Source organism: Pseudomonas sp. BT-42-2, assembly GCF_025847435.2.
Taxonomy (GTDB): Bacteria; Pseudomonadota; Gammaproteobacteria; order Pseudomonadales; family Pseudomonadaceae; genus Aquipseudomonas; species Aquipseudomonas urmiensis.
Map to the genome: position 1 here is coordinate 228,661 of NZ_JAOYTM010000010.1, position 13,956 is coordinate 242,616.

The 13,956-nt window shown below is 61.7% G+C and carries 12 protein-coding genes; 9 read left to right on the forward strand and 3 right to left on the reverse strand.

Features of this window, described 5'->3' with window-relative positions; translation table 11 throughout:
• Window positions 1-8 precede the first annotated feature (8 nt).
• The 5 genes from OIU19_RS12765 (at window position 9) to fdhA (ending at window position 6,455) form a co-directional block, all read left to right on the forward strand.
• The gene (locus OIU19_RS12765; RefSeq protein WP_186552757.1) at window positions 9-344 is read left to right on the forward strand and encodes a sarcosine oxidase subunit delta; all 336 of its coding nucleotides are present in this window, start codon (window positions 9-11) and stop codon (window positions 342-344) included.
• On the forward strand, window positions 341-3,355 hold the full coding sequence (locus OIU19_RS12770; RefSeq protein WP_264235294.1) for a sarcosine oxidase subunit alpha: 3,015 nt from the start codon (window positions 341-343) through the stop codon (window positions 3,353-3,355). Before OIU19_RS12765 ends, OIU19_RS12770 begins: the two co-directional genes overlap by 4 nt.
• Before the next feature lie 131 nt (window positions 3,356-3,486).
• On the forward strand, window positions 3,487-4,119 hold the full coding sequence (locus tag OIU19_RS12775) for a sarcosine oxidase subunit gamma (protein ID WP_264235295.1): 633 nt from the start codon (window positions 3,487-3,489) through the stop codon (window positions 4,117-4,119).
• Window positions 4,120-4,129: 10 nt separating this feature from the next.
• Window positions 4,130-4,987, forward strand: coding sequence for a formyltetrahydrofolate deformylase (gene purU / locus OIU19_RS12780; protein ID WP_264235296.1), 858 nt, complete (start codon window positions 4,130-4,132; stop codon window positions 4,985-4,987).
• A gap of 268 nt (window positions 4,988-5,255) precedes the next feature.
• Window positions 5,256-6,455: a formaldehyde dehydrogenase, glutathione-independent gene (gene fdhA, locus OIU19_RS12785; RefSeq protein ID WP_186552753.1), complete on the forward strand. Its 1,200-nt coding sequence runs from the start codon at window positions 5,256-5,258 to the stop codon at window positions 6,453-6,455.
• 72 nt (window positions 6,456-6,527) lie between these two features.
• Here the strand turns inward: fdhA and OIU19_RS12790 are convergent, their stop codons facing one another.
• Window positions 6,528-7,463, reverse strand: coding sequence for an RHS repeat-associated core domain-containing protein (locus tag OIU19_RS12790; protein WP_264235297.1), 936 nt, complete (start codon window positions 7,461-7,463; stop codon window positions 6,528-6,530).
• Between the two features lie 239 nt (window positions 7,464-7,702).
• Between OIU19_RS12790 and OIU19_RS12795 the strand changes: the two genes are divergently transcribed.
• Window positions 7,703-8,278: a DUF2780 domain-containing protein gene (locus OIU19_RS12795; RefSeq protein WP_186552752.1), complete on the forward strand. Its 576-nt coding sequence runs from the start codon at window positions 7,703-7,705 to the stop codon at window positions 8,276-8,278.
• 120 nt (window positions 8,279-8,398) lie between these two features.
• On the opposite strand, the gene OIU19_RS12800 is transcribed toward OIU19_RS12795, so the two are convergent.
• Together OIU19_RS12800 and OIU19_RS12805 are read right to left on the reverse strand one after the other, a co-directional pair.
• Entirely contained in the window at window positions 8,399-9,763 is a 1,365-nt protein-coding gene (locus tag OIU19_RS12800) for an APC family permease (RefSeq protein ID WP_264235298.1), read from the reverse strand.
• A 232-nt stretch (window positions 9,764-9,995) separates the two neighbouring features.
• On the reverse strand, window positions 9,996-10,883 hold the full coding sequence (locus OIU19_RS12805) for an acyltransferase (protein ID WP_264235299.1): 888 nt from the start codon (window positions 10,881-10,883) through the stop codon (window positions 9,996-9,998).
• 182 nt (window positions 10,884-11,065) lie between these two features.
• Here OIU19_RS12805 and OIU19_RS12810 point away from each other — a divergent pair, with 182 nt between their 5' ends.
• From OIU19_RS12810 to creC, 3 genes are all read left to right on the forward strand, one after another.
• Complete coding sequence (locus tag OIU19_RS12810; RefSeq protein WP_186552749.1) at window positions 11,066-11,572, forward strand: ATP-dependent zinc protease; 507 nt, start codon at window positions 11,066-11,068, stop codon at window positions 11,570-11,572.
• A 179-nt stretch (window positions 11,573-11,751) separates the two neighbouring features.
• A complete protein-coding gene (creB, locus tag OIU19_RS12815) occupies window positions 11,752-12,432 on the forward strand; it encodes a two-component system response regulator CreB (RefSeq protein WP_264235300.1) in 681 nt (226 codons plus the stop codon).
• Window positions 12,432-13,865, forward strand: coding sequence for a two-component system sensor histidine kinase CreC (gene creC / locus OIU19_RS12820; RefSeq protein ID WP_264235301.1), 1,434 nt, complete (start codon window positions 12,432-12,434; stop codon window positions 13,863-13,865). The genes creB and creC overlap by 1 nt, the downstream gene beginning before the upstream one ends.
• Window positions 13,866-13,956: the final 91 nt, after the last annotated feature.

Consider the following 13,956-nt stretch of genomic DNA (forward strand, 5'->3'; position numbering starts at 1 on the left):
CAATCGTCATGTTGCATATTTTCTGTCCCCACTGCGGCGAGCTGCGCTCCGAAGAAGAGTTCCACGCCTCAGGCCAGGCACACATCGCCCGCCCGCTCGACCCGGCTGCCTGCTCCGACGAGGAGTGGGGTACCTACATGTTCTTCCGCGACAACCCACGCGGCATTCACCACGAGCTGTGGGACCACGTTGCCGGTTGCCGCCAGTACTTCAACGTCACCCGTGACACGGTGACCTACGAGATTCTGGAAACCTACAAGATCGGCGAGAAGCCGCAGATCACCGCCGCTGGCAAGCAAAACGCCGCGCCGTCGACCGTCAAAGGCCAGGGGGAAAAAGTATGAGCCAGACCTATCGCCTCGCCAGCGGCGGCCGTATCGACCGCAGCAAGGTCCTGAACTTCACCTTCAACGGCAAGACCTACCAGGGTTATGCCGGTGACAGCCTGGCCGCCGCATTGCTGGCCAACGGTGTCGATATTGTCGGGCGCAGCTTCAAGTACTCGCGTCCGCGCGGCATCGTTGCCGCTGGCACCGAAGAGCCGAATGCGATCCTGCAGATCGGTTCCAGCGAAGCTACCCAGATCCCTAACGTGCGGGCCACGCAACAGGCGCTGTACTCGGGCCTGGTCGCCACCAGCACCAACGGTTGGCCGAACGTCAACAACGACGTCATGGGCATCCTGGGCAAGGTGGGCGGCAGCATGATGCCGCCGGGCTTCTACTACAAAACCTTCATGTATCCCAAGTCGTTCTGGATGACCTACGAGAAGTACATCCGTAAAGCCGCAGGCCTGGGCCGTGCGCCGCTGCAGAACGACCCGGACAGCTACGACTACATGAACCAGCACTGCGACGTGCTGATCGTCGGTGCTGGCCCTGCCGGCCTGGCTGCTGCGTTGGCCGCTGGCCGCAGTGGCGCGCGGGTGATCCTCGCCGATGAACAGGAAGAGTTCGGCGGCAGCCTGCTCGACAGCCGCGAGACCCTCGATGGCAAGCCAGCCGCTGACTGGGTCGCCGCGACCATCGCCGAGCTCAAGGGCCTGGCGGAAGTCACCCTGCTGCCACGCGCCACGGTCAACGGTTACCACGACCACAACTTCCTGACCATTCACGAGCGCCTGACCGACCATCTCGGTGACCGCGCGCCTATCGGCCAGGTTCGCCACCGCGTGCACCGCGTGCGCGCCAAGCAGGTGGTGCTGGCGGCTGGCGCCCACGAGCGGCCGCTGGTGTATGGCAACAACGACGTGCCGGGCAACATGCTCGCTGGCGCTGTGTCCACGTACGTTCGCCGCTATGGCGTGGCGCCTGGGCGCAAGCTGGTGCTCTCGACCAACAACGACCACGCCTACCGCACCGCGCTGGACTGGCACGACGCCGGCCTGCAAGTGGTGGCCATCGCCGACGCCCGCCACAATCCACGTGGCTCGCTGGTCGAGGAAGCGCGTGCCAAGGGCATTCGCATCCTCACCTCCAGCGCTGTGGTCGAGGCCCGTGGCAGCAAGCACGTGACCGGCGCCCGCGTGGCGGCGATCGATGTGCAGGCATTCAAAGTCACCAGCCCCGGCGAAATGCTCGACTGCGACCTGATCGCCAGCTCCGGCGGCTACAGCCCTATCGTTCACCTGGCTTCGCACCTGGGCGGTCGCCCGGTGTGGCGTGAAGACATCCTCGGCTTCGTGCCTGGCGATGCCCCGCAGAAACGCGTCTGTGTTGGTGGCGTGAATGGCGTCTATCCGCTGGGTGATGTCCTCGCCGATGGTTTCGAAGGCGGCGTGCGCGCGGCCACCGAGGCCGGCTTCAAGGCCACTACCGGCACCCTGCCAAAAACCGTCCAGCGCAAGGAAGAGGCCACCGTGGCGCTGTTCCAAGTGCCGCACGATAAAGGCACGCGTGGCCCGAAACAGTTCGTCGACCAGCAGAACGACGTCACCGCCGCCGGTATCGAGCTGGCCACCCGCGAAGGCTTCGAGTCGGTCGAGCACGTCAAGCGCTATACCGCGCTGGGCTTCGGTACCGATCAGGGCAAACTGGGCAACATCAATGGCCTGGCCATCGCTGCTCGCTCGCTGGGTATCACCATCCCGGAAATGGGCACCACCATGTTCCGCCCGAACTACACCCCGGTGACCTTCGGCGCGGTCGCCGGTCGTCACTGTGGCCACTTGTTCGAGCCGGTGCGCTTCACCGCCCTGCATGCCTGGCACGTGAAGAACGGCGCCGAGTTCGAGGATGTCGGCCAGTGGAAGCGTCCGTGGTACTTCCCTAAACCTGGTGAAGACATCCATGCCGCGGTTGAGCGTGAGTGCAAGGCGGTGCGCGACAGCGTCGGCCTGCTCGATGCCTCGACCCTGGGCAAGATCGACATCCAAGGCCCGGATGCGCGGGAGTTCCTCAACCGCGTCTACACCAACGCCTGGACCAAGCTTGACGTGGGCAAGGCCCGCTACGGCCTGATGTGCAAGGAAGACGGCATGGTCTTCGACGACGGCGTGACCGCCTGCGTCGCCGACAACCACTTCATCATGACCACCACCACTGGCGGCGCCGCGCGCGTGCTGCAATGGCTGGAGCTGTACCACCAGACCGAATGGCCGGAACTGAAGGTGTACTTCACCTCGGTCACCGATCACTGGGCGACCATGACCCTGTCCGGCCCCAACAGCCGCAAGCTGCTCGAGCAGATCAGCGACATCGACCTGGACAAAGAAAATTTCCCGTTCATGAGCTGGAAGGAAGGCAACGTTGGCGGCGTGCCGGCGCGGGTGTTCCGGATTTCGTTCACCGGCGAGCTGTCGTACGAAGTCAACGTCCAGGCCAACTACGCCATGGGCGTGCTGGAGAAGATCGTCGAGGCCGGCAAGCCATTCAACCTGACCCCGTACGGCACCGAGACCATGCACGTACTGCGTGCCGAGAAGGGCTTCATCATCGTTGGCCAGGATACCGATGGCTCGATGAACGCCGACGACTTGAACATGAGCTGGTGCGTAGGCCGCAACAAGCCGTACTCGTGGATCGGCCTGCGTGGCATGAACCGCGAAGACTGCCTGCGCGAAGACCGCAAGCAGCTGGTAGGCCTGAAACCGGTCGATCCCAAGCAGTGGCTGCCGGAAGGCGCGCAGCTGGTGTTCGACCCCAAGCAGCCGATCCCGATGGACATGGTTGGCCACGTGACCTCCAGTTACGCCTCCAACTCCCTGGGCTATTCGTTCGCCATGGGTGTGGTCAAGGGCGGCCTCAAGCGCATGGGCGAGCGGGTGTTCTCGCCGCAGGCCGATGGCAGCGTGATCGAGGCCGAGATCGTGTCTTCGGTGTTCTTCGATCCGAAGGGTGAGCGGCAGAACGTCTAAGGCCATCTCGATGCTGGACTCTCGTGGGAGCGGGCTTTGCCCCGCGATAGCGATGGCGGCCCCAGCGCCGCCATCGCGAGGCAAGCCCGCTCCCACGGAGCCTGATCACAAGAATTCAAGGCAGGTAACAAATGAGCGCTATCAACGTCTTCCAGCAAAACCCCGGCGCTGAGGCCAAGGCCCAGTCACCGCTGCACCACGCAGACCTGGCCAGCCTGGTCGGCAAAGGCCGCAAGAACGCAGGTGTGACCCTGCGGGAGAAGAAATTCCTTGGACACCTGACCCTGCGCGGCGATGGGCACGACCCGGAATTCGCCGCAGGCGTGCACAAGGCCCTAGGCCTGGAACTGCCGGTGGCACTGACCGTGGTCGCCAACGCTGACAGCTCGCTGCAGTGGGTCGGCCCCGATGAGTGGCTGCTGATCGTGCCGGGCGGCCAGGAGTTGGCCGTCGAGCAGAAACTGCGCGAGGCCCTTGAAGGCCAGCACATCCAGGTGGTCAACGTCAGCGGTGGGCAAAGCCTGCTGGAGCTGCGCGGGCCGAACGTGCGCGACGTGCTGATGAAATCCACCAGCTATGATGTGCATCCCAACAACTTCCCGGTCGGCAAGGCCGTGGGCACGGTGTTCGCCAAGTCGCAACTGGTGATCCGCCGTACCGCCGAAGACACCTGGGAGCTGGTGATTCGCCGCAGCTTTGCCGATTACTGGTGGCTGTGGCTGCAGGACGCTTCGGCCGAATACGGCCTGAGCATCGAAGCCTAAGGAGAGCAGCATGAGTCGGGCACCGGATACTTGGATTCTCACCGCCGACTGCCCGAGCATGCTCGGCACTGTCGATGTGGTTACGCGTTTTCTCTACGAGCAGCGCTGCTATGTCACCGAGCACCACTCTTTCGATGACCGGCTGTCGGGGCGCTTCTTCATTCGCGTCGAGTTCCGCCAGCCGGACGACTTCGACGAAGTCGGCTTCAGGGCCGGTCTTGCCGAACGCAGCGAAAAGTTCGGCATGGCCTTCGAGCTGACCGCCCCCAATCACCGCCCCAAGGTGGTGATCATGGTGTCCAAGGCCGACCATTGCCTGAACGACCTGCTGTATCGACAGCGCATCGGTCAGCTGGGCATGGACGTGGTCGCGGTGATCTCCAACCACCCAGACCTGGAACCCTTGGCCCATTGGCACAAGATCCCCTATTACCACTTCGCCCTCGACCCCAAGGACAAGCCGGCGCAAGAGCGCAAAGTGCTGCAGGTGATCGAGGACAGTGGCGCCGAGCTGGTGATTCTTGCCCGCTACATGCAGGTGCTGTCGCCTGAGCTGTGCCGCCGGCTGGATGGCTGGGCGATCAACATTCACCACTCGTTGCTGCCAGGGTTCAAAGGCGCCAAGCCTTATCATCAGGCGTACAACAAGGGTGTGAAGATGGTCGGTGCCACCGCGCACTACATCAACAACGACCTCGATGAAGGGCCGATCATTGCCCAGGGTGTCGAGGTGGTCGATCACAGCCACTATCCTGAGGACCTGATTGCCAAGGGGCGCGATATCGAGTGCCTGACCTTGGCGCGTGCAGTGGGTTATCACATCGAGCGCCGGGTGTTCTTGAACGCCAACAGGACTGTGGTGCTCTGACAGTCTGTTCCGGCCTCTTCGCGGGCAAGCCCGCTGCCACAGGTGCAACGCCGATCTTGAAAGCGGCGCTATCCCTGTGGGAGCGGGCTTGCCCGCGAATGGCCCAACTCATTCCTGCTGCCGTAAAAAGGCATCCCCCTGTCGTTTTCAGTCACTGCTCACCACCCCATCAGGCCCACAATTCCCAGCATTCCAGTAACACATGCCGCCCATGGAAGGCGGCGCTTCAACCAACGCTGCATAAGTACAATTCAAGCGAGGTAAGAGCATGTCTGGTAATCGTGGAGTGGTATATCTCGGCGCCGGCAAGGTCGAGGTGCGCAATATCGACTACCCCAAAATGCAGGACCCACGCGGCAAGAAGATCGAGCACGGGGTGATCCTCAAGGTCGTGTCCACCAACATCTGCGGCTCCGACCAACACATGGTGCGGGGGCGTACCACCGCCCAGGTCGGCCTGGTGCTGGGCCACGAGATCACCGGCGAAGTCATCGAGAAAGGCCGTGACGTCGAGAACCTGCAAATCGGCGACCTGGTCTCGGTGCCGTTCAACGTTGCCTGCGGCCGCTGCCGCTCATGCAAAGAGATGCACACCGGTGTCTGCCTGACCGTCAACCCAGCCCGCGCCGGTGGCGCCTACGGCTACGTCGACATGGGCGACTGGACCGGTGGCCAAGCCGAATACGTTCTGGTGCCGTACGCCGACTTCAACCTGCTGAAACTGCCTAACCGCGACAAGGCCATGGAAAAGATCCGTGACCTGACCTGCCTCTCCGACATCCTGCCAACCGGCTACCACGGCGCTGTAACCGCGGGCGTCGGCCCAGGCAGCACCGTCTATGTCGCCGGTGCCGGCCCGGTCGGCCTGGCTGCAGCTGCGTCGGCGCGCCTGCTTGGCGCGGCGGTAGTCATTGTCGGTGACCTCAACCCGGCCCGTCTGGCCCATGCCAAGGCGCAGGGCTTCGAAGTGGTCGACCTGTCCAAGGACACCCCGCTGCACGAGCAGATCGTCGATATCCTCGGCGAGCCGGAAGTGGATTGCGCCGTTGACGCGGTAGGCTTCGAAGCCCGTGGCCATGGCCATGAAGGCGCCAAGCACGAGGCCCCGGCCACTGTGCTCAACTCGCTGATGCAAGTCACTCGCGTCGCCGGCAAGATCGGCATCCCGGGCCTGTATGTCACCGAGGACCCGGGCGCCTCGGATGCCGCCGCCAAGATCGGCGCGCTGAGCATTCGCTTCGGCCTGGGCTGGGCCAAGTCGCACAGCTTCCACACTGGCCAGACTCCAGTGATGAAGTACAACCGCGCCTTGATGCAGGCGATCATGTGGGACCGGATCAATATCGCCGAAGTGGTCGGCGTGCAGGTGATCAGCCTGGATCAAGCGCCGGAAGGCTACGGCGAGTTCGATGCCGGTGTGCCGAAGAAGTTTGTCATCGATCCGCACAAGATCTTCAGCGCGGCATAATCCAATCACCCAATGCCCTGAAAGGGGCATTGGGTGAATTGCCTATATATGCCAAAAGCGTTTCGTCGCAATTCAATATCTGAGTTTAGAAGCAAGGCTATGGCTTGAAGTTGCCGTAGCGTATTTTTTTGCAGTAGCCAGTATTGAGTCCCAGTCGCTGACTGTTAGTTTTTTCAACATATTTGTAAAGCGTACCCTCTCCATGAATATTTCGTTATTTACTTTGTCCAGTAGTGTTTGCGTCTCGTTAGTATAGGCCTGTAGCTGTTCGATGCCGATTAATGCTAAGGGTGAGTCAATTGTATTGTGGTTGTTTATTGCGAAGAGGGTATTGCTAACGGTTGTTGTGTGTATGTCAGCTATTGTTTTTAGCTTTTCTATTTTTTCGAATGAGGTTTGTAAGTGATTTGGATATGCCTCGACGGGCGTTGTGGCAAGATATTGTTTTGCTTTTTCTAAGGGGATAGATTTCCCGTTAGATGCTTTGTAGCCCGGACTGCCTTCCACTATCGTTCCTAGTGTTGGGGTTTTTGATCTTGGCCATTGGCCCCTGCGTGTGTGCCCGGAAGGATCCACCCAGTTCACCGGGTCCCCGCCACAGTAAGCGTACGCATTGATCCCGCCTTCCCCGAAAGGGCTGAAGTTATCGGGTGAGTTGAACCGCATTATGAATGGGTTGTAGACGCGATACCCGTTGCCAAGCAGGTAGCAACCGGTTGTGTAATCTTGCTGCTGTTGATTAAAGCCCAGCAGAGACAACACCTTTATAGGTGTGCTGCCGAATGCGGAATATACAAACTTAAAGCGTTGTCGACCGTTTTGTAAGCTCAGTACCGAACCTTGCCTGTCGGTTGAAAGCAGGCCAACGCTGGCTTGGCCATTCAGTTGTTGGACTTGAGCCAAGGGGCCATGCACGGTGCGAAGCAAGGTTCGCGACTGCTCAGCGCCCAACTCCAGATAGAGTTGATCGCCTTGATAGAAGTAGTGAACCTGATTGGTCGGGCACATTGCTCTGTTCTCTCGTGCTGCAAGCGATGCTCTGAACAGGTCCAGTCTCAGCAGGTTAGGGCCCTGGCACAACTGGCAGAAATGCTAGGTGAGCGTGGAGCGCTCCACCTGATCGCTCCACGGCCCCCACCTACATGCTGACGCTACTAACGCCGCCGACGGTTGGCCGGAACAAACCTGCAGCCTCCCAGTCGAATGCCTCGTTTCCCCGGCCATCCCGGCCGACGAGGTCCATTGCGATGAAAGCTCTCACCCTGGCAACCCTGATGACCCTGGCCGCAAGCCCGGTGTTCGCCTTCAACCTCAGCGATGCCGCCAACGCCGTGTCGTCCGTGCACACTCAAAACCAGCAGGGCAAAGTGCAGGCGCCAGCCGAATCGGCCAATCTGCTCAATACCTTGGGCAGCCAGCTGAACATCACCCCCGAACAAGCGGTCGGCGGGGCAGGGGCCATGCTTGGGCTGGCGCGCAACAACCTGAGCACCGATGACTACGGTCAGTTGACCAAGGCGGTACCGGGCCTCGACCTGCTGGCGGGCGCCAATGCGCTGGGTGGCCTGAGCGGCCTGGGTGAGTTGCTGGGCAACAACAGCGAGAAGTCGTCTGCCCTGAGCAACGCCCTGGGCAACAACGTCGAGGATCGCAACGATCTGGACAGCGCCTTCAAGGCGCTGGGCATGGATACCGGAATGATCGGCCAATTCGCTCCGCTGATCCTGCAGTACCTGGGTCAACAGGGTTTGGCAGGGTCATTGCTGCAGAATCTGGGCAGCCTGTGGGGCGCTCCGGCTGCGCCCGTCACCCCATCGGTGTAACCCATTGGATTACACCGGCCCCTGTAGCAGCGGGCTTGCCCGCGATGGCGTCAGCAGGTTCAACATCATCGCCTGATCCGACGCCATCGCGGGGCCAGCCCGCTCAGAGGAATCGCAGACTCAACCGGCTTCGGAGAAGTCCACCAGGCGCACCGGGCGGCGGAAGCCGGCCGTGAGCACGCCCAGGTAGGCCAGGCCCAGGGCAAACCAGCTCAGGCCGATCACCAGAGTCAGCGCCGAGAGACTGGTCCACAGCCACAAGGTCAGGCCCAGGCCGACCAGCGGTACCACGCCATAGCGCAGCAGCCCAAGCAAATTGCGTTGGCTGCTATCCATCAGCAAATGGGTGCGCACCACAGCAAGGTTGACCGCTGAGAACGCGACCAGTGCGCCAAAGCTGATCAGCGAGGCGAGGGTGCCCAGGTTGATCACCAGTGCCAGCAGCGAGAACGCCGAGACCACCAGGGTGGCGAACACCGGGGTGCCGAAGCGTGGCGACAGCCGACCGAAGCTACGCTGGGGCAGCATCCGGTCGCGACCCATGGTGTAGAGAATCCGCGACACGGCCGCTTGGGAGGCCAGCGCCGAACCCAGGCTGCCGGCCACGTAGGCGGCCGTGAAGAAGTTGGCCAGGAACTGCCCACCGGCCTTGAGCATCACTTCATTGGCCGCCGCATCGGCGTTGAGGAAGGTGCTGCCGGGCAGCACCAGCTGGCTGATGTAGGCCAGCAGGGTGAACAACAGGCCGGCGCCGAGCGTGGTGAGGATGATCGCCCGTGGTACGTCGCGGCGTGCGTCGCGGCTCTCTTCGGCCAGGGTCGACACCGCGTCGAAGCCCAGGAACGACAGGCACAGCACCGCAGCGCCGGCCATCAGGTGGCCAAATCCGGGTGCCGAACCATCGCCAAGCAGTGGCGAGAGGAAGTCGACCGACTGGCCGTTGCCCAAAGTCTGCCACGACAAGGCGACAAACACCCCGATGAACACGATCTGTGCGCCAACGATCAGGTTGCTGGCCTTGGCTACCGAGTGGATACCGATCACATTCAGCACCGTCACCAGGGCGATCGACGCCAGGACGATGGTCCATGCGGGAATGGCCGGGAAGGCGATATTCAGGAACAGCCCGATCAACAAGTAATTGATCATCGGAATGAACAGGTAATCGAGCAGCAGCGACCAGCCGGCAAGAAAGCCGACATTGGGCCCAAAGGCCATGTTGGTGTAGGAGTACGCCGAGCCTGCGACCGGATAGCGCTTGACCATGAAGCTGTAGGAGGTGGCGGTGAACAACATCGCCAGCAGAGTTACCAGGTAGGCGCCGGCCGTACGGCCACCGGTGATTTCGGTGACGATGCCATAGGTGGTGAAGATGGTCAGCGGGACCATGTACACCAGGCCGAAAAACACCAGCGCGGGTAGGCCCAGGACGCGGCGCAGTTGAGCGGGGGCTGCCTCGGCAGCAGAGCAAGGTTGGTTTGCCATCAATCGATCCCGGCGTTTTTGTAGTTGTTTGTTGATCGATTTTTATCCATCTAGATGGATGATGACAAACAAAGAGTTCCTTATCTCAATTATAAGCGTGGGTTTTAATCGACCTTCGCTGCTGAATGTGCCGGCCTCTTCGCGGGCAAGCCCGCTCCCAGGTTTTTGCAGCGCTGCCCAACCCTGTGGGAGCGGGCTTGCCCGCGAAGAGGCCGGACCAGCCACCGAAATCTCAGCGCATCTCAGCGCGCAACTGCTCGATCCGCTGATCCTTCTCGACCCACAGCTGATTCACCCAAGCCTGAACAGACTGGCGGAACGCCGGATCATTCTCGTAATCCCCTTCACTCAACCCCGGGTCCAACTCACGCACGCGAATGTCGATAATCACCCGACTAATGCTGCCATTGAGCAAATCCCAGAACCCCGGCGCTTGATCGCCTGGATAAACGATGGTGACATCCAACAACGCATCGAGCTGCTCACCCAACGCCGCCAAAACGAATGCCACACCACCGGCCTTGGGCTTGAGCAGGTACTTGTACGGGGACTGCTGTTCGAGACGCTTGGCCTCGCTGAAGCGGGTGCCTTCCAGGTAATTGACCACGGTCACCGGCTGGCGCTTGAACAGCTCGCAGGCGGCCTTGGTGATTTCCAGGTCCTTGCCCTTGAGCTCTGGATGTTTCTCCAAAAACGCCTTGCTATAACGCTTCATGAACGGGTAATCCAGCCCCCACCAGGCCAAGCCCAGCAGCGGCACCCAGATCAGCTCCTTCTTGAGGAAGAACTTGAAGAACGGCACCCGGCGATTGAGGCTCTCGATCAAAGCGGGGATATCGACCCAGGTCTGGTGGTTGCTCACGCACAGGTAGGAGGTGTCCTGGCGCAGTTTGTCGACGCCGCGGATATCCCACTGGGTGGGGATGCACAGGGCGAAGATGAGCTTGTCGATTTCCGACCAGGATTCGGCGATCCACATCACCGCCGCAGAGGCATAGTCACGGCCCCGGCCTGGCAGGACCAGTTTGAGCAGGGCAAAGACCATCAGCGGGCAGATCATCACCAGCGTATTGAGCAGCAGCAGGAAGGTGGTGAGGATGCCGGTCAGCAGGCGACGCATAAAAAGACTCTTGTTGTGGGTAATTAAGCGGTTGGCAATGATAAGTGCGGCAAAGTCCTACGCCAAATGTCCAATGCCCAACGGATGGGACAAATGTTTCACATTATGTTGGATAAGCTTTGGCGACGAACCTCTCGCGCTTGTGCAGTCTAAGCACTGTCTCGTCTCAAGGAAGCTAGCCTGTGAAACCATTGCTTGCCCTGTTATCGCTGCTCGCCCTGCCGGTCATGGCGGCCGAGCCGACGCTGTATGGTCGCTACGAGTACATCACCTTGCCGGAAATTGGCGGCGAAACGCTCAAGGCCAAGATGGATACCGGCGCGTTGACCGCGTCGCTGTCGGCCAAGGATATCGAGCGCTTCACCCGTGATGGCGAGGACTGGGTGCGTTTTCGCCTGGCCACCAAAGATGCCGACGGCAAGGTCTATGAACACAAGATCGCGCGGATCAGCAAGATCAAGACCCGCGCCGATGAAGACGATGAAGAGGGCGAAACGGCTGAGGCGGCGCGCCGGCCGGTGGTCGACCTGGAGCTGTGCCTTGGCGATGTGAAACGCACGGTCGAGGTCAACCTGACCGACCGTAGCAGCTTCAACTACCCGCTGCTGATCGGCGCCAAGGCATTGCGTGAGTTCAAGGCTGCGGTGAACCCGGCGCGCAGGTTCACCGCAGGCAAGCCTGACTGCTGATTGATGTCGTCTGCACTGGCCTCTTCGCGGGCAAGCCCGCTCCCACAGGTACAGCGCTGCGCCTGTAGGAGCGGGCTTGCCCGCGAAGAGGCCGCTACAGACCCCAAATCAATCCCGCACTTGCTACATTCCCCCCAATCCCCTAAAAGTCCTGCATTGCCCCAGCAAGGCCGGACGCCATGCCCCACATCCTCATCGTCGAAGACGAATCCGCCATCGCCGACACCCTGATCTACGCCCTGCAAGCCGATGGCCACAGCACCCACTGGGTCAGCCTCGGGAGTGCTGCGGTCGAGCGCCAGCGCCTGCAACCGGCGGATCTGGTCATTCTCGACATTGGCCTGCCCGACATCAGCGGCTTTGAAACCTGCCGCCAGTTGCGCCGCTTCAGTGAAGTCCCGGTAATGTTCCTCAGCGCCCGCGATGCCGAGATCGATCGGGTGCTGGGCCTGGAAATCGGCGCCGACGATTACGTGGTCAAGCCGTTCAGCCCACGCGAAGTGGCCGCGCGGGTGCGGGCCATCCTCAAACGCATGGCGCCGCGTGCTGAAGCGGCCAGTGCCGCTACCGCGTTTCAGCTCGACACCCTGCGCATGCAGATCGTCTACCGCGGCGAGACGCTGGCGCTGACGCGCCACGAATTTCGCCTGCTGCAATGCCTGCTCGAACAACCGCAGCGGGTGTTCAGCCGCGAGCAACTGCTCGATGCCCTGGGTGTGGCTGGCGACTCCGGCTACGAGCGCACCATCGACAGCCATATCAAGAGCCTGCGCGCCAAGCTGCGCCTGGTCGCCGCCGATGCCGAACCGATCCAGACCCACCGTGGTCTGGGTTACAGCTACAGCCCGGATCACGCCTGATGCGCTTGGGGATCCGGATCTTCCTGGTGTATTTCCTGTTCGTGGGGCTGTCGGGTTATTTCCTGCTCAATACCGTGCGCGAACAGATCCGCCCGGTGGTGCGCCAGTCCTCCGAGGAAACCCTGGTCGACACGGCCAACCTGCTGGCCGAGATCCTGCGCGATGACGTCAAGGCTGGCACGCTTGCGCAAAGCCGCCTGCCGCAATTGCTCGAATCCTATGGCCAGCGCCGCCCAGGCGCCGAGATCTGGGGGCTGGCGAAAAATCAGGTCAGCCACCGCATCTACGTCACTGATGCCAAAGGTACGGTGCTGCTCGACTCTTCCGGTAACGACCTGGGCAAGGACTATTCGCGCTGGAACGACGTCTACCTGACCTTGCAGGGCCAGTACGGCGCGCGCTCCACGCGCAGCGACCCAGACGACGAAAGCACCTCGGTGATGCATGTGGCGGCGCCGATCATGGACGCGGGCAAGATCATTGGCGTGGTCACCGTGGCCAAGCCCAACAGCTCGTTGCAGCCGTATATCGATCGCGCCGAGCGGCGCTTGCTCAACCTGGGTTTAGGCTTGATTGGCCTGGGCCTGCTGGTCGGCGCGCTGCTGTCGTGGTGGCTGGCGCGCTCGTTGCGGCGCCTGACCCACTATGCCCAGGCGGTCAGCGAGGGCCAGCGCGCGGCGCTGCCGCATTACAAAGGCGGAGAGCTGGGGCAGTTGGCGACAGCGGTTGAGCGGATGCGCACAGAGCTGGCGGGCAAGGCCTATGTCGAGCGTTATGTGCATACCCTGACCCATGAGCTGAAAAGCCCGCTGGCAGCGATACGCGGCGCCTCTGAGCTGCTCCAGGGCGAGATGCCGGCTGAGCAGCGCGTGCGCTTTGCCAGCAACATCGAACGCGAAAGCGGGCGCTTGCAGCAGATGATCGAGCGCTTGCTCAACCTTGCCCAGGTCGAGCAGATGCAGGCCTTGGAAGATGAGCAGGACGTGGCCTTGGCGCCGATGGTCGATGAACTGCTGCTGGCACATGCAGCGCGGATTGAAAGCGCAGGCTTGCAAGTGCGTCAGCGCGTGCCGGTGGGGGTACGGCTACGCTGTGACCCATTCCTGATGCGTCAGGCGCTGGCCAATCTGCTGGAGAATGCGCTGGATTTCACCCCCCAGGGCGGCGCGCTGTTGTTCGAGCTGGAACAGGCCGGGGAGCGAATAGCGTTGAGCCTGTTCAACCAGGGCGAGGCCATTCCGCACTATGCCATTGGCCGGGTCAGTGAACGCTTCTACTCCCTGCCGCGGCCGGGCAGCGGGCGCAAGAGCACCGGTTTGGGGCTCAACTTCGTGGCTGAGGTGATGCAGCTGCATGGCGGGGCATTGGCAGTGGATAACGTCGAAGGTGGCGTGCGGGTCAGGTTGTGGCTGCCGGCGCGGCGTATCGCCTAGCGCCGCGCTACCACACAATCTTCACAGACTCTCCACACACCCTCCCTAAGGGCTCCACGGACGCAGCACACACTGCGCCCATCGCAAACGG